The organism is Bacillus sp. N12A5, from assembly GCF_026790125.1.
Taxonomy (GTDB): Bacteria; Bacillota; Bacilli; order Bacillales; family Bacillaceae; genus Bacillus.
Genome location: NZ_JALAMR010000007.1, coordinates 97,561 through 113,750, shown reverse-complemented (window position 1 = coordinate 113,750; position 16,190 = coordinate 97,561). Strand labels below are relative to the sequence as shown.

Below are 16,190 nucleotides of genomic sequence, written 5' to 3'. Positions count from 1 at the left end.
AAAACAAGTATATAGGAGGAGACCTATTTATGGCTTCAGAAAAAGACGCAGGAAAACAGTCAGCAGTAAAGCTTGTCCCATTGCTTATTACTGTCGCTGTGGGACTAATCATTTGGTTTATTCCCGCTCCGTCCGGACTTGAACCTAAAGCTTGGCATTTGTTTGCGATCTTTGTCGCGACAATTATCGGCTTTATCTCCAAGCCCTTGCCAATGGGTGCAATTGCAATCTTTGCATTGGCGGTTACTGCACTAACTGGAACACTATCAATTGAGGATACATTAAGCGGATTCGGGAATAAGACCATTTGGCTTATCGTGATCGCATTCTTCATTTCCCGGGGATTTATCAAAACCGGGCTCGGTGCGAGAATTTCGTATGTATTCGTTCAGAAATTCGGGAAAAAAACCCTTGGACTTTCTTATTCACTGTTGTTCAGTGATTTAATACTTTCACCTGCCATTCCAAGTAATACGGCGCGTGCAGGAGGCATTATCTTTCCTATTATCAGATCGTTATCCGAAACATTCGGATCAAGCCCGGCAAACGGAACAGAAAGAAAAATCGGCGCATTTTTATTGAAAACCGGTTTTCAGGGAAACCTGATCACTTCTGCTATGTTCTTAACGGCGATGGCGGCAAACCCGCTGATTGCCAAGCTGGCCCATGATGTCGCAGGGGTGGACTTAACATGGACAAGCTGGGCAATTGCCGCGATTGTACCGGGACTTGTAAGCTTAATCATTACGCCGCTTGTGATTTACAAGCTGTATCCGCCGGAAATCAAAGAAACACCGGATGCGGCAAAAATCGCAACAGAAAAACTGAAAGAAATGGGGCCATTCAAAAAATCAGAGCTTTCCATGGTTATCGTGTTTCTTTTAGTGCTCGTGCTGTGGATTTTTGGCGGCAATTTCAATATCGACGCAACCACAACTGCATTGATCGGTTTGGCCGTTCTCTTATTATCACAGGTTCTGACTTGGGATGATGTCAAAAAAGAACAGGGCGCTTGGGATACGCTCACTTGGTTTGCGGCGCTTGTCATGCTCGCCAACTTCTTGAATGAATTAGGCATGGTGTCTTGGTTCAGTAATGCCATGAAATCATCCGTATCAGGATTCTCATGGATTGTGGCATTCATCATTTTAATTGTTGTGTATTATTACTCTCACTATTTCTTTGCAAGTGCGACAGCCCACATCAGTGCGATGTATTCAGCATTCTTGGCTGTGGTCGTAGCAGCGGGCGCACCGCCGCTTTTAGCAGCGCTGAGCCTTGCATTCATCAGCAACCTGTTCGGGTCAACGACCCACTACGGTTCTGGAGCGGCTCCAGTCTTCTTCGGAGCAGGCTACATTCCGCAAGGCAAATGGTGGTCCATCGGATTTATCCTGTCGATTGTCCATATTATCGTATGGCTTGGGATCGGCGGATTATGGTGGAAAGTTCTAGGAATATGGTAAAGTCTAAGCTTGAAAAGAGAAGATTATTTTCTCTCTTCAAGCTTTTTTACTATTAAAACAAAAATAACAGAATATTTACAAAAATATTAAAAAAGAGAAATTTAAAGCATTTACACAAATTCCAGCTCATGATATTATTTACTCAATTAGTTCATATAAACCTTAGGTGTAATTTCATGTAAATATACATATGAGGTTTTTTGTGAGGAGTTATTATTTTGCAATATTAAATAAAGAGAATTCGTTTTCAAATGTAATAAACGAAGACAAAACAAATAATATTTATCTGAATATTTAGTCTTCAAAGGAGGTGATTTCATGTTGGAGCTTCTATTAGACTTGTTTGTCTCTATTACAATTGGTTAATTTCATGACACATGATTTCATTAATGCATGAAAGGAGAAGATGACATGTTGGACCTTCTATTAGACTTGTTTGTCTCTATCACAATTGGTTAATTTCATGACACATGATTTCATTAATGCATGAAAGGGGAAGATGACATGTTGGACCTTCTTTTAAATCTATTTATCTCAATCAACTAAACCTTTTATGGGTTACATAATCGCTTCACTTAAGACAATTCACTTATATATACTACTTCATTGATAAATGTTAATTTCCGTTCCAATGGCGCGTTAGAACTTATTTTCTTATTGCTATAGTGACATCAAAAAATGTAATAGGTTTTACTCAGATTGTAGAGAAAGGCTATGTTTTCTCTACAATCTTTTTTGTGTTGGAAAACTTTCTTTGTGATTTACTTGAAAACTAAAATTGAAAGGCCGCTAACGAATCTTTGTGAGGTTCGTAATATTTAAGAGCTATAACTTTTTCAATAGGTAATGGTCTCAGAAAGAATTTCGTTTGTTTACGCAATCAATACCAAAAAACAAAAAATTCTGAACGAAAAATGATATGATCTAGGTAGAAAGGACGGCTGGTGCTGTGGTGAAAAAGCGGTTCCATTTTTCCCTGCAAACAAAAATAATGGGGCTCATTGCGGCTCTGCTGGTCTTTGTCATTGGTGTGCTGACCATTACGTTAGCCGTTCAGCATACACAGGAGGAACGGAGACAGGCAGAGCAGCTGGCGGTTCAAACGGCGAGAACCATTTCCTACATGCCGCCGGCTAAAGGGCTCATTGAGAGAAAAGGCGGACATGCGGCTGAGACGCAAGAGGTCATTGAACAAATGATAGAACAGACTGGCGCGTATGCCATTTATGTGTTGGATGAAAAAGGAGACATTCGCAGCGCCTCTGGAAAAAGCGGTCTAAAGAAGCTGGAGCGCAGCAGAGAAATTTTGTTTGGCGGCTCCCATGTTTCTGAAACAAAAGCGGATGGACGAAGAGTGATTAGAGGGAGCGCGCCGATTATAAAAGAACAAAAGGGATACAGACAAGTGATCGGCAGCGTGTCTGTTGATTTTCTGCAAACGGAGACAGAGCAAAGCATCAAAAAGCATTTGAGAAATTTGAGTGTGATTGCTGTGCTTGTGCTGCTGCTTGGATTTGCCGGTGCCGCCGCATTGGCGAAAAGCATCAGGAAGGATACGCTTGGCCTTGAGCCTCATGAGATCGCGGCTCTATATCGTGAGAGAAATGCAATGCTTTTCGCAATTCGAGAAGGAATCATTGCCACCAATCGTGAAGGCGTTGTCACCATGATGAACGTGTCGGCGGCCGAAATGCTGAAGCTGCCAAAGCCTGTGATCCATCTTCCCATAGATGACGTCATGCCGGGCGCAGGGCTGATGTCTGTGCTTGAACAAGGAGAAATGCTGCCGAACCAGGAGGTAAGTGTCAACGATCAAGTGTTTATTATCAATACGAAAGTGATGAATCAAGGCGGGCAGGCGTATGGGATTGTCGTCAGCTTCAGGGAGAAAACAGAGCTGAAGAAGCTGATCGACACATTGACAGAGGTTCGCAAATATTCAGAGGATCTCAGGGCGCAGACTCATGAATTTTCAAATAAGCTTTATGCGATTTTAGGGCTGCTTGAACTTGGAGAATGCGATGAAGCCATTGATCTGATTAAAGAGGAATACGCGATACAAAATGAACAGCATGATCTTTTATTCCAAAACATTCATTCGCAGCAGGTGCAGGCCATTTTGTTAGGGAAAATCAGCAAGGCATCGGAAAAGAAGGTCAAGCTGGTTATTGATGAGAACAGCTCACTCGCGCCTCTTCCTGCACATATCGGCTTGTCTCATCTTATTACGATTATCGGCAATTTAATTGATAACGCTTTCGAAGCTGTAGCGAAGCAAAGCGTGAAGGAGGTTTTGTTTTTTATCACGGATATGGGCCGTGACATTGTCATTGAAGTATATGACACAGGGCCCGGTGTGCCGCCAGATAAGATGGAGGCTGTGTTTGAAAGAGGCTATTCTTCAAAGGGGATGGAGAGAGGCTACGGTCTGGCCAATGTGAAAGACTCAGTAGATGAACTGGGCGGCTGGATCGAACTGGCGAATCAAAAAACTGGCGGTGCGGTATTCACTGTATTTATACCAAAGGAGAAACAAAGGGGGAATCCATTTGATTCACATCGCGATTGCGGAGGATGATTTTCGGGTTGCGCAAATCCATGAGAGATTGATTGAACAGCTTGATGGATTCAAGATTATCGGCAAAGCAGCAAACGCTAAAGAGACAATGGCGCTTTTAGAGGAACGAAAGGCTGATTTGCTTCTGCTGGATATTTATATGCCGGACGAGCTTGGGACCACATTGATTCCTGAGATACGAAGCCGATTTCCTGAAGTGGATATTATGATTATCACAGCGGCAACAGAAACCCGTCATTTACAGGAAGCGCTCAGGGCAGGGATTGCCCACTATTTGATCAAACCCGTCACGGCTGATAAGTTCAGGCAGGTGCTGCTTCAGTATAAAGAAAAAAGAAAGCTGCTCCTGTCTCAGCCGGAGGTCAGCCAATCCATGATCGATCATATTTTTGGGAACGGTGTAAAAACATCCTTGCCGGCAGAGGATTTGCCGACAGGCATTAATTCGATTACACTGCGAAAAATTAAGGAAGTGCTTCGGACTGCGTCAGAAGGATTAACAGCGGAAGAACTTGGAGAAAAGATGGGGGCGTCACGAACGACTGCCCGCCGGTATGCCGAGTACCTTGTATCAAAGGAAGAAGCAAGAGCAGAGCTTGAATACGGGATTATCGGCAGGCCGGAGAGAAAATATTATTTGGCGGCGGACTAGATATGAAAAAATCGATAATCCTATTGATTTCTTTATTGATCTTTATGCAGGGTGATATCAGGCAGGCGGCTGCGCCGCGCCTGCCTGAGGGGCCGATAGAAATTGTCGTCCCCGCTGAGCCTTCTGGCGGCTGGGATGTCACAGCCAAGGCGATCCAATCTGTTTTGAAGCAGAAGCAGATTGTGAAGGGTGATGTTCATATTGTCTATAAACCCGGAGGAGGGGGAGAGAAAGGCTGGAAATACGTTAACGAAAGCAGCAAACAGACCATCAGCATGACGTCCAGCCTAATATTGAGCAATGACCTTCTTGGGCAAAGCAAATTAAAAATGGCCGATTTTACTCCGCTCGCCATTCTCTCCAAGGAATGGCAGACGGTTGCATTGCCAAAAGGATCGGTGTTATCAAACGCCAAGGATGTTCTGAATGAGATCAAAAGGCATCCCGGCAAGGTGAAAATCGGCTTTGCTCCGGGATTTGGCAATGATGATCAGCTCTCGTTCGTCAGAGCGGCAGATATGTACGGCATTGACCCTTTTGACATTCAATTTTTACAGTATGACAGCAGTGAACAGCTCATTCAGGCGCTGATGAGACATGAGATAGAAGCGGCTTCCATGACACTTTCTGAAGCGAAGCCATATGAACGGCAAGGCGATATCACGTTAGCCGCTGTCACGTCTGATAAAAGACTTCCCGGCTTTCCAAATGTACCGACGTGGAAGGAGCAGGGGATCCCGTTTGTGTTTTCTCATTGGCGAGGGATTTTGGGCCCGAAAAACATGTCTGAGGAAGAGATTTCTTACTGGGATCAAGCGCTAAAAAAGGTCACATCCTCACCTGAGTGGAAGCAAAAAATAAACGAACAGGACTGGGAAAGCTTTTATTTAAACAGCAGCGAAACGAAACGGTTTCTTGAACAGCAATCCGCTTTTTATCAAAGCATTATGACAGGACATTAAGATCCCGGCATCCCGGGATTTTTTTCATGACGGAAAATGGTCAAAAAGAACAAAACGGTTTTAAAAAATTAAAAATACAAAAAAACCAAATTATTTACTTGCGAATGGTTTTCTCATACGATGGCAAAAAGGCAAGACAAAAAGGGAGTAAGGGAGACAAAAAAATGTAAGCGGATTCATTTAAGGGGGAATGGATGTGTTAGCAATCTTAGGCTTTCTCATGATGCTTGTGTTTATGGCGTTGATCATGACAAAACGGCTTTCTGTTTTAACAGCATTAGTTTTGACGCCGATTGTGTTTGCGCTGATCGCCGGATTTGGATTTACTGAAGTCGGCGATATGATGATTTCGGGGATTCAGCAGGTAGCGCCGACTGCGGTCATGATTATGTTTGCGATCTTATATTTTGGGATAATGATTGATACAGGACTGTTTGATCCGATGGTTGGCAAAATTCTAAGCATGGTCAAAGGTGACCCGTTAAAAATCGTTGTGGGGACAGCGATTCTTACGATGCTTGTTGCCTTGGACGGAGATGGCTCGACTACGTATATGATTACGACAAGCGCCATGCTTCCGCTCTATCTGCTGCTTGGCATCCGGCCGATTATCCTGGCGGGAATCGCGGGAGTCGGCATGGGGATCATGAACACGATTCCATGGGGAGGCGCGACGCCGCGGGCGGCGAGCGCGCTGGGGGTTGATCCGGCTGAGCTTACTGGGCCGATGATACCTGTCATTGCAAGCGGGATGCTTTGTATGGTAGCGGTTGCGTATGTGCTTGGAAAGGCGGAACGAAAGCGCCTTGGCGTGATTGAACTGAAACAGCCGGCCAATGCCAATGAACCGGCGGCCGCGGTTGAAGATGAGTGGAAGCGGCCGAAACTTTGGTGGTTCAATTTATTGTTAACGCTTTCTTTAATAGGATGTTTGGTATCTGGGAAAATCAGTTTAACTGTACTGTTTGTCATTGCGTTCTGTATTGCACTCATTGTGAATTATCCAAATCTTGAGCATCAAAGACAGCGCATCTCGGCGCATTCGAGCAACGTGCTGGCTATTGGATCCATGATTTTTGCGGCGGGGGTTTTTACGGGGATTTTGACAGGCACCAAAATGGTTGATGAAATGGCGATTTCGCTCGTGTCTATGATTCCTGAACAATTGGGCGGATTGATTCCGGCGATTGTGGCCTTAACAAGCGGCATTTTCACATTCTTGATGCCGAATGACGCGTATTTCTACGGGGTGCTTCCGATTTTATCAGAAACAGCTGTCGCATACGGTGTGGATAAAGTGGAAATTGCCAGAGCCTCCATCATCGGCCAGCCGATTCATATGCTGAGCCCGCTTGTGCCATCCACGCATCTGCTTGTCGGACTTGTCGGGGTTTCCATTGATGACCATCAAAAGTTCGCATTGAAGTGGGCGGTTCTGGCTGTGATTGTCATGACGGCTATCGCTCTATTAATTGGTTCGATCTCTATTTCCTTTTGATAATTCAGGCGGAATGACACACACTAACGGCATACAACATACCGGAGGTGTCATCATGAGTGATCCTTACATGCCGCTGACTTCAGTCAGAAGCGGAACGGGGTTCGAAGCGGCAAAAGGGGTGCACGGCCTGACCGTGCAAATTGCGAATGTCTATTTTATTCAGCTGCCTGCTGAACCTCACTCATTTGTTTTGGTCGATGCCGGCATGCCTCAATCAGCCGGCATGATTATCAATGAAGCCAAACAAAGATTTGGTGAGGATTTTCAGCTGAAGGCGATGATCCTCACACACGGGCACTTTGATCATATCGGGGCAATCGAAGAGATTCTTGAGCATTGGGACGTTCCTGTTTATGTCCACTCTCGGGAAATGCCTTATGTAACAGGGAAAGAGGATTATCCTCCGGCTCGTCCTGACAGCAAGAGCGGGCTGGTCGCCAAGCTGTCGCCGCTGTTTCCGCGGCATTCCATCAATATTTCCTCATATGTGCAGGCACTGCCGGAAGACGGCTCCGTTCCGTTTCTTGACGAGTGGATGTGGATTGCGACACCGGGACATACGCCCGGCCATATTTCATTATTCCGCGAGGACGGACGCGTGCTTGTGGCAGGCGATGCTGTCATTACAGTCGAACAGGAGAAAATGGCTGACGTCTTGATTCAAAAACAGGAGCTTCACGGGCCGCCAGCTTATTTCACGCCTGACCCAGAGACGGCTGCCGAGTCCATTCAGAAGCTGGCCGGCCTTGAACCGGAAGCGCTGCTGACCGGGCACGGCATACCGATGACCGGCAAAAACTTTCACAGTGACTTAACTGAATTGGCAAATCGCTTGTTGTCTCTTTGACACCCACAGACGTGGGTGTTTTTTATTGTTTTATTCCAAGAAGATGCAGAAAAATCATTTGTCTTCCCGCTTAAAAACGATACAATGAAAAGCATGAATGTGATGTGAAGGGGAGAGTTTGTTGGAAGAAAAAGAAATACTCTGGAACGAAGCGAAAGCGTTTATTGCCGCATGCTATCAGGAATTGGGAAAGGAGGATGAAATAAAAGGCCGTCTTGATGGCATCAAAAGTGAAATTGACCGGACCGGAAGCTATGTACATACGAAGGAAGAGCTGGAGCACGGAGCGAAAATGGCTTGGAGAAACAGCAACCGCTGCATCGGCAGATTGTTCTGGAACTCGCTGAATGTCATCGACAGACGTGACGTCCGGACGAAGGAGGAAGTGCGTGACGCGCTCTTTCATCATATTGAAACCGCCACCAATAACGGGAAAATCAGGCCGACCATTACGATTTTCCCTCCGGAAGAGAAGGGTGAAAAACAAGTCGAGATCTGGAATCATCAGCTGATCCGGTACGCTGGATATGAATCAGACGGAGAAAGAATCGGCGACCCGGCTTCCCTTTCTCTGACCGCAGCCTGCGAAGAGCTCGGCTGGCGCGGAGAACGAACGGATTTTGACCTGCTGCCGCTTATCTTTCGCATGAAAGGCGACGAACAGCCGGTCTGGTATGACCTGCCGCGTTCACTTGTGATTGAGGTTCCAATCACACATCCGGACATCGAAGCGTTTTCAGATCTGGAGCTGAAATGGTACGGCGTGCCGATTATTTCTGATATGAAGCTTGAGGTCGGGGGCATTCATTATAATGCCGCGCCGTTTAACGGCTGGTATATGGGCACGGAGATCGGAGCGAGAAACCTGGCGGATGAAAAGCGGTACGACAAGCTGAAAAAAGTGGCATCCGTGATCGGCATCGCCTCTGATTACAATACGGATTTATGGAAGGATCAAGCGCTTGTTGAATTGAATAAAGCTGTGCTGCACTCGTTTAAAAAGCAAGGTGTCAGCATCGTTGACCATCATACGGCCGCAAGCCAGTTTAAACGGTTTGAAGAACAGGAGGAAGAAGCGGGCAGAAAGCTGACGGGAGACTGGACGTGGCTGATACCGCCGATTTCACCCGCGGCAACCCATATCTTCCACCGTTCCTATGACAACGCAATCGTTAAGCCGAACTACTTTTATCAAGATAAGCCTTATGAGTAAACAATGGAAAAGCGATGATGGCCGTTAAGGCTGCGGGATTCAGTAACAGAGACGTCGGTAACCTTTGAGAAAGGGCTGCCTTTCTTTACAGCCTCAACAAACGATTGCAAGGCGTTTTCCGGGCCTTCTGCCAAAATCTCGACACGGCCGTCATCCCGGTTTTTGACCCAGCCGGCCAGTTTTCGCTTATCGGCTTCCATTTGAACAAAATAGCGAAAGCCCACACCTTGAACCCGGCCGTCTACAACGATTCGGTATTGAAGCATGTCAAAACCACCTTTTCTTTTTATGATAATCAAATATTTTGCGACCTGTAAAGGGGATGTGTTCGTATGAAACCAGCGCACTATTCAGTTCTTTCTCTTAATCTCGGAATGCCGCAGACGCTTGAATATGACGGAAAGAAGATCGAAACCGGCATCATGAAGCGGCCGGCTGATTCCGCTGTTATGCTGTATCGGGAGAATTTTGAAGGAGACGGACAGGCGGATCTCGTCAATCACGGCGGGCCTGATAAGGCTGTCTGTGTTTATCCGGCAGAGCATTATCCGTTTTGGGAAGAGTTCCTCTCAAGACCGCTGCCAAGCGCCGCATTTGGTGAAAATCTGACGGTCGCGGGTCTGACCGAGGAGAATGTTTGCATCGGGGATGTGTTTAAGCTTGATGAAGCTGTTGTTCAGGTCAGCCAGCCGCGCCAGCCGTGTGTAAAGCTGGCGAAAAAGTTTGGCGTAAAGGAAATGGTACTGAAGGTCCAGCAAACCGGCTATACCGGTTTTTATTTTCGCGTATTGGAAGAGGGCAGGGTGTCTCCAGGCGCCAAACTTGAATTGCTGTCCAGAGGAGCGAAAGGCATATCCGTCCAGTTCGCCAACCGCATCAACTACCATGATGCAAAAAATCTCGCAGCCATTGAACTGATATTAAGTGAAGATGCATTGTCGGAGAGCTGGAGAGCGTCTTTTATGAAAAAAAGAGACAGGCTGCAGCCGGCTGAATAGAAAAAAGCCGCGCATATCAACGTGCACGGCTTTATCATTCTTAAGATTGTTTTTTCTTTGTTTCAAGCAGGTTGGCAAGAAAATAGGTTTTATAGCTTTGAAGCTTTCTTCCTTCATGGTGCGTGATCCCCTGCTTTTTTAATTCTGCCACATACCAGCCTTTACTGCCGTAATGCATGTCAGAAAACTCCTTTCCCTATCTGATTTCTAAACGATTGGCATTGTAACATCCATAAAAAGATGCTGAAAAGAGATGCGGGAAAAACTGAGCCTTTCGAACTAGATGTACGAATGTTCTTCTGTATGTATATGCGGAGCAAAAGCCGAATATGATTTAATGGCCGGTCAATTTGAGCATGACAACGCCAAATGTCATAATGGCGAAAACAACGCCGATATATGTGAGCATCCCGTTTTTTTTCTTTACGCCGTAAACGGTCATAATGATGCCTTCAATGAAAAAAATAATGCCGAAAATAATAAACCACATGCAGATAAAGGCTCCTTTCACAGACATAATAGTAGTGTAGCATATCTGGAAGAGCCGGGCTGTGACAATATCAAGAAAGCCAGGCAGCATATGCGCCCGGCTCATGTTTTATTGTTTATCAACCAATTTGACCAGCAGCTGTGCCAAATGTTTTTTCTCATCTTCGTCCGCAACGCTCCAAAGCTCTTGCAGCAGCATTTCTTCACTGTTTTGCGGCTCTTCATGCTTCGCGAGGTAGTCTCCCAGGATCGCGGCGCTTTTCACAAGCTTGCCGTCATCCAATCCCAGCTTTTTGCCTCGGTTCACTTGTTTTTTTAAGTAGTCCTTAAATTCCTCGAAGTCTTGTAAAATGTCTTCTTTTGTTATGCCATGCATTGCGTTCAATTCGTTTTCAATTTGGATTTTTTCTTGATCTCTGTTCATTGCAATACCTCCTCCTGCAGAATAGTGATGTTTTACCTGCAATTGGAGGAGGTTAAACATGCCGGCAGTCCGGAATATGTTTTACAGCTTTGTCAGGATAATCGGTTCGTCCTTTGTGATGACGATGGTGTGTTCCACTTGGGCAACCATGCTCTTGTCAGGTGTCTTGAACGTCCAGCCGTCTCCAGCTTCAACAATGGTTTCTGCTTTCGTTGAAATAAACGGTTCGAGCGCGATGACTGTGCCGTTTTTGAAAAGCGCGTTATCAAATGGATCATAATAGTTCATGATGTGATTTGGCGCTTCATGCAGGCTTCTGCCAATTCCGTGCCCGGTCAGGGTTTTGATGACGGTAAAGCCTTGAGAGCGTGCCTCATGATAAACGGCTCTTCCGATTTGGTTTTGGCGCTTACCCGCTTTTGCCTGCTGCAGCCCCTTTTGAAAAGCGTCTTCCGCACATTGGCAAAGCTTATGAAGGCGTTCTTCTCCTTCACCGAGCACAAATGAGACGCCTGTATCGGAATAGAAACCTCCAAATTCTGCTGAGATGTCAATGTTCACAAGATCTCCCGCTTTTAATATTTTGGAGGTGCTTGGTATGCCGTGAGCCACTTCATCATTTACGCTGATGCATGTCACACCCGGAAAGTCGTATTCCTTCTCAGGAGCGGAAACAGCGCCGTGCTCATCAAGCACCGCTTTTCCGATCAGGTCAAGGTCTTTAGTGCTCATGCCGGGCTCTGCTTTCCGTTTCATTTCTTCACGTGCAAGCGCCACAATTCTTCCGATTTTTTTCAGGCCTTCTAATTCTTGATCGTTTGTTACAATCATCTGTCATTCCCGCTTTCTTTTTAAATAATCTAGTTTAAGCTTACCACAATTGTCTTAAAAATAGGAAATACACGAACCTGGGAAAAAAGAAATACGGCCGGGAAAATTGGTATAGATCACTAGATATCCTATATGGTATATTTGAACAAAAAGGGTATGAGGGGGATGGGTATGCTTTCATTTTTACAAAAGCTCGGGAAGTCATTTATGCTCCCGATTGCGGTTCTGCCTGCGGTTGGAATTATCCTGGCGCTTGGCAGGGAGGATGTATTTAATATCCCGTTTATCTATCAAGCAGGGACGGCGGTTTTTGATCATCTTCCGCTTATTTTCGCGATCGGTATTGCCATTGGAATTTCAAAGGACAGCAATGGGGCCGCAGGTTTATCAGGGGCGATATCGTACTTGATGCTTGACGCGGCGACAAAGACAATTGATAAAACAAACAATATGGCGGTGTTTGGGGGAATCATTGCGGGGTTAATTGCCGGTTATACGTATAATCGCTTTAAGAATACAAAGCTGCCTGAATATCTCGGATTTTTCAGCGGCAGACGGCTTGTGCCAATTGTAACCGCTATTATCACGATCATTTTAGCCGGTATTTTCGGAATCGTCTGGCCTCCGATTCAATCGTGCATTAATGCGTTTGGAGAATGGATGCTGGGACTCGGCGGCATCGGGGCTGGCATATTCGGCCTATTCAACAGGCTGTTAATACCGCTTGGCCTTCACCACGTGCTGAACAATATTTTCTGGTTCCAATTTGGAGAATATAACGGAGTGACAGGGGATCTGGCACGCTTTTTCGCAAAAGATCCGACAGCGGGCACATACATGACCGGATTCTTCCCAATTATGATGTTCGGTCTTCCGGCGGCATGTCTGGCTATGGTTGTGACTGCCAAGCCGTCAAAGCGGAAAGCCACGGCGGGAATGATGATCGGGTTTGCCTTGACTGCGTTTATCACAGGGATTACGGAGCCGATTGAGTTTGCATTTATGTTTTTATCTCCGCTTTTATACGCTGTTCATGCGATCTTAACCGGGCTGTCTTTATTTATCGTCAACTGGCTCGGCATCCGTTCAGGTTTTTCTTTTTCAGCGGGAGCGATCGATTATGTGCTCAGCTACGGAATCGCAGAGAAACCGCTGCTTCTGCTTCTGGTAGGTATATGCTATGCGGCGGTATACTTTATCGTGTTCTATGTACTGATTAAAGCTTTGAACTTAAAAACGCCGGGACGGGAAGATGATGACGTGGATGAAGTGCTGGACGAAAATACGGTTCAGGATGTCAATGAAAACATCATGCTGAAAGGGCTCGGCGGAAAAGAAAACCTTCAAACCATTGACCATTGCGCCACAAGGCTGCGGCTGACTGTGAAGGATACCGCTTTAGTAAATGAAGCACTGCTCAAGAAAGCAGGCGCAAAAGGGGTGGTCAAATCAGGCGGGCAATCGGTTCAAGTGATCATTGGCCCGAATGTCGAATTTGCAGCGGAGGAATTGAGGGCTGCCATGAAATAAAAAAAGCAGAGAGGCTAGCCTCTCTGCTTTTTCTTATTTATCTTCATCATCTGTTGACGTTTCGGAAGAATCCTCGCCATGTTTTGTGTAATCATAATCAGAAGGGTTCACCTTCTTAAAGCCTTTCGGCTCGTAGAAACGCAGCAGGTCTCCATTTATGATTTTATCGGACATTTCAAGTTCCTTCTTGACGAGCGAGTCTTCTGATTTGTCGACTTCAGATTCATCAAGCTCTTTTCCGGTTTTCGTATCATAATACTTGCCGGATACTTTCGTATACTTCGGTGAAATAAAGTCTCCGTTACGGAACGGAATCACTTCACGATGTTCTTTCGATAAAATATCCGAACCGGACATCAGATAGTCTTTTGTATCCACTCCGAGCAAATGAAGAATGGTCGGAGCCACATCGACGTCTCCGGCATATTTATGAACCTTCTCGCCCTTCACACCGGCAGCGTGGATAAAGAGCGGCACCCGTTGAAGCTGGGCGTTGTCATAATCGGTGATTTCTTCTTTGCCAAGCACTTTGGCCATCGCTTTATTGTGGTTTTCAGAGATGCCGTAGTGGTCTCCGTACATCACGATAATCGATTTATCATACAGCCCATCTTTTTTCAGGTCATTGAAAAATTGTTCAATGGACTGATCAAGGTAATGGGCTGACTGGAAGTAGTTGTTGACGACAGAGTCACCAAAGTCTCCAGCCGGGAAGTCTGTATCCCCCTCATCCATTCCGAATGGGAAGTGGTTAGACAGGGTAATGAACTTCGTATAGAACGGCTGCGGCAGGCTTTCTAACAGCGGCATGGATTCCTTGAAGAACGGTTTGTCTTTCATGCCGTAGTTTTTCGTGTTTTCTTCGCTCATGTCATAGTAGGCAGAATCGAAGAACTTATCGATGCCTTCCGCTTTGTACATCTCGTTTCTGTTCCAGAACGTCTGCGTATTTCCGTGGAACGTAGCAGATGTGTAATCCTTAGACTTCAGAATCGCCGGAACAGATTGAAGCGTGTTTTGCGCTTTGTTGACGAAAACTGAACCTTGAGCCAGCGGGTACAGAGAGTTTTCCATCATAAATTCTGCATCGGATGTTTTACCTTGTCCCGTTTGGTGGAAAAAGTTATCAAAGTAGAACGTATCGTTATCATGTGCCAATTTATTTAAGAACGGTGTCACTTCTTTGCCGTTAATCTTATAGTCGATGACAAATGACTGAAGAGATTCAAGTGAAACGTAAATGACGTTTTTTCCTTCCGCTTTGCCGAAATACACATTATTCGGCACGTCGTAATTGGCTTTCATGTAGTTTTCAACTTCTGTTACGTCGCTTGAATCGGCAAGCGCACGCTGGCTGTTCGATTTGATATTCTGCACAGCGTCATAAATTGTAAAATTGTACGTTCCCAGGTATTTCACAAGATAATTTCGGTCGAATGATCTTGTCAGCAATTCAGGACGGTCTGATTCTGCAACTGCCAGGTTAATAAGGAAAACCAGAATCGAAGACGCAAGAACGATTCGGAACGATTTTTTGCTCGACGTTTCAACAGGCTTGTTCACTTTGATCGCCAAGATGATCAGAATAATCGTATCGATAAAGTAAAAGGCGTCAGTCGGTCTCATCAGCGAAAATGCGCTGTCACCGAGTTGGCCGCCGTTTGTTTTAGCCTGCATAATGACCGGAATTGTAATAAAATCATTGAAAAATCTGTAGTACACAATGTTTGCGTACAGTAAAAAAGACATTAAAAAATGAATCACTATAATGGCTGTCTGCTGTAATTTTTTCTTGAACAAGAGTCCAAAGCCAAGAAAGAACAAGCTTGAGCTGAGAGGATTCACAAAAAGCAATATTTTTTGTATCGTGTTGTCTATTCCTAAGTTGAAGTTAAGGACATAACCGACATACGTTTTGATCCATAACAGGACGACCGCAATTAAAAAGAAGGCCAGTCCTCTTTCTTTAATAAATGTTTTCATTGTTACACTCCTTTTTTCCGATCACAGTTCGAGCGAAACGATAGAAAAAACGAACGTATCAAATATAACACGAATCAGCTGATTAGAAAAGTGAAAATCGTACGATGGAGAAAGTGGCGAAAAACGCCGTCGAATCAACGTTTTCAGTACATATTGCCGAATGTAAAATAAGGTTTCTTCCTTGAAATAAAGGAATAAAATGGTACTTAAAGAACGATATGATAAAATATAAGCTATATTTGAAAAGAGGTGGAATGATGGATTTTTCCCATATTGTGTCTGAAGATAAAATTAAGCGCGCCATCAAAGACGGGGAATTTGAAAACCTGCCGGGGATGGGGAAGCCGCTGCCAAAAGATGACGCAGCACACTTGCCTGAATCGCTCCGCATGGGCTACCGTATATTGAAAAATGCAGGTATGGCAGAGGACGAGGGCGCACTCAAAAAAGAGCTTATGACGATCGACCATCTCATCGCAAAGTGCTATGACGAAAAAGAACGGGAGCAATTAATAAGAAAAAAAACTGAAAAGCAGATGATGCTCGATAAGCTTGTTGACAAAAAAGACATGTTTTCAAAACCTGCGTCGGCTTTTTATAAGAATAAAGTATATGATCGGCTTGGACGAAACAGACCTTCTTCCAGCTGATGTTTCCTGTCTGAAGGATGGCGATTGACTAAAGCCATCCTCTTTTTATATTCTAAGTTCTTTGTC

General features: G+C 45.1%; 17 protein-coding genes. 11 read left to right on the top strand and 6 right to left on the bottom strand.

Annotation, left to right across the window (positions count from 1 at the left end; all coding sequences use genetic code 11):
* Window positions 1–29: 29 nt before the first annotated feature.
* From MOC09_RS08595 to nosA, 8 genes are all read left to right on the top strand, one after another.
* A complete protein-coding gene (locus MOC09_RS08595; protein ID WP_268361210.1) occupies window positions 30–1,466 on the top strand; it encodes an anion permease in 1,437 nt (478 codons plus the stop codon).
* 949 nt (window positions 1,467–2,415) lie between these two features.
* Window positions 2,416–4,044, top strand: a complete 1,629-nt coding sequence (gene yflR / locus MOC09_RS08590; protein ID WP_268370201.1) for a two-component sensor histidine kinase CitS — start codon at window positions 2,416–2,418, stop codon at window positions 4,042–4,044.
* Window positions 4,016–4,696 (top strand): two-component response regulator CitT, encoded by a 681-nt coding sequence (gene citT, locus MOC09_RS08585; RefSeq protein WP_268370199.1) that lies wholly within the window; start codon window positions 4,016–4,018, stop codon window positions 4,694–4,696. The genes yflR and citT overlap by 29 nt, the downstream gene beginning before the upstream one ends.
* 2 nt (window positions 4,697–4,698) lie before the next feature.
* A complete protein-coding gene (locus MOC09_RS08580) occupies window positions 4,699–5,658 on the top strand; it encodes a tripartite tricarboxylate transporter substrate binding protein (protein ID WP_268361873.1) in 960 nt (319 codons plus the stop codon).
* Between the two features lie 26 nt (window positions 5,659–5,684).
* Window positions 5,685–5,828, top strand: coding sequence for a hypothetical protein (locus MOC09_RS08575; protein ID WP_268361871.1), 144 nt, complete (start codon window positions 5,685–5,687; stop codon window positions 5,826–5,828).
* 26 nt (window positions 5,829–5,854) lie between these two features.
* Window positions 5,855–7,156: a citrate transporter CitM gene (gene citM / locus MOC09_RS08570; RefSeq protein ID WP_268361869.1), complete on the top strand. Its 1,302-nt coding sequence runs from the start codon at window positions 5,855–5,857 to the stop codon at window positions 7,154–7,156.
* A gap of 55 nt (window positions 7,157–7,211) precedes the next feature.
* Window positions 7,212–8,006 carry an MBL fold metallo-hydrolase gene (locus tag MOC09_RS08565; RefSeq protein WP_268361868.1) on the top strand — a complete coding sequence of 265 codons (795 nt, stop codon included), beginning with the start codon at window positions 7,212–7,214 and terminating at the stop codon, window positions 8,004–8,006.
* 121 nt (window positions 8,007–8,127) lie between these two features.
* Window positions 8,128–9,219: a nitric oxide synthase gene (gene nosA, locus MOC09_RS08560; RefSeq protein WP_268361867.1), complete on the top strand. Its 1,092-nt coding sequence runs from the start codon at window positions 8,128–8,130 to the stop codon at window positions 9,217–9,219.
* Here the strand turns inward: nosA and MOC09_RS08555 are convergent.
* A complete protein-coding gene (locus MOC09_RS08555; RefSeq protein ID WP_268361865.1) occupies window positions 9,210–9,485 on the bottom strand; it encodes an acylphosphatase in 276 nt (91 codons plus the stop codon). The genes nosA and MOC09_RS08555 overlap by 10 nt on opposite strands.
* A gap of 66 nt (window positions 9,486–9,551) precedes the next feature.
* Here MOC09_RS08555 and MOC09_RS08550 point away from each other — a divergent pair, with 66 nt between their 5' ends.
* A complete protein-coding gene (locus MOC09_RS08550) occupies window positions 9,552–10,217 on the top strand; it encodes an MOSC domain-containing protein (RefSeq protein ID WP_268370197.1) in 666 nt (221 codons plus the stop codon).
* 40 nt (window positions 10,218–10,257) lie between these two features.
* On the opposite strand, the gene MOC09_RS08545 is transcribed toward MOC09_RS08550, so the two are convergent.
* The 4 genes from MOC09_RS08545 to map form a co-directional block, all read right to left on the bottom strand.
* On the bottom strand, window positions 10,258–10,395 hold the full coding sequence (locus MOC09_RS08545) for a YflJ family protein (protein WP_003239885.1): 138 nt from the start codon (window positions 10,393–10,395) through the stop codon (window positions 10,258–10,260).
* A gap of 156 nt (window positions 10,396–10,551) precedes the next feature.
* Window positions 10,552–10,707: a hypothetical protein gene (locus MOC09_RS08540; RefSeq protein WP_268361861.1), complete on the bottom strand. Its 156-nt coding sequence runs from the start codon at window positions 10,705–10,707 to the stop codon at window positions 10,552–10,554.
* A gap of 108 nt (window positions 10,708–10,815) precedes the next feature.
* Window positions 10,816–11,130 (bottom strand): DUF3243 domain-containing protein, encoded by a 315-nt coding sequence (locus tag MOC09_RS08535; protein WP_268361858.1) that lies wholly within the window; start codon window positions 11,128–11,130, stop codon window positions 10,816–10,818.
* An 81-nt stretch (window positions 11,131–11,211) separates the two neighbouring features.
* A complete protein-coding gene (map, locus tag MOC09_RS08530; RefSeq protein WP_268290837.1) occupies window positions 11,212–11,961 on the bottom strand; it encodes a type I methionyl aminopeptidase in 750 nt (249 codons plus the stop codon).
* 171 nt (window positions 11,962–12,132) lie between these two features.
* On the opposite strand from map, the gene nagE reads away from it, so the two are divergent.
* A complete protein-coding gene (gene nagE / locus MOC09_RS08525; protein ID WP_268361856.1) occupies window positions 12,133–13,491 on the top strand; it encodes an N-acetylglucosamine-specific PTS transporter subunit IIBC in 1,359 nt (452 codons plus the stop codon).
* Between the two features lie 33 nt (window positions 13,492–13,524).
* Here nagE and ltaS read toward each other — a convergent pair whose 3' ends face one another.
* Entirely contained in the window at window positions 13,525–15,474 is a 1,950-nt protein-coding gene (gene ltaS / locus MOC09_RS08520; protein ID WP_268370195.1) for a lipoteichoic acid synthase, read from the bottom strand.
* A gap of 257 nt (window positions 15,475–15,731) precedes the next feature.
* On the opposite strand from ltaS, the gene MOC09_RS08515 reads away from it, so the two are divergent.
* A complete protein-coding gene (locus MOC09_RS08515; RefSeq protein ID WP_268360962.1) occupies window positions 15,732–16,124 on the top strand; it encodes a DUF1992 domain-containing protein in 393 nt (130 codons plus the stop codon).
* Window positions 16,125–16,190 lie beyond the last annotated feature (66 nt).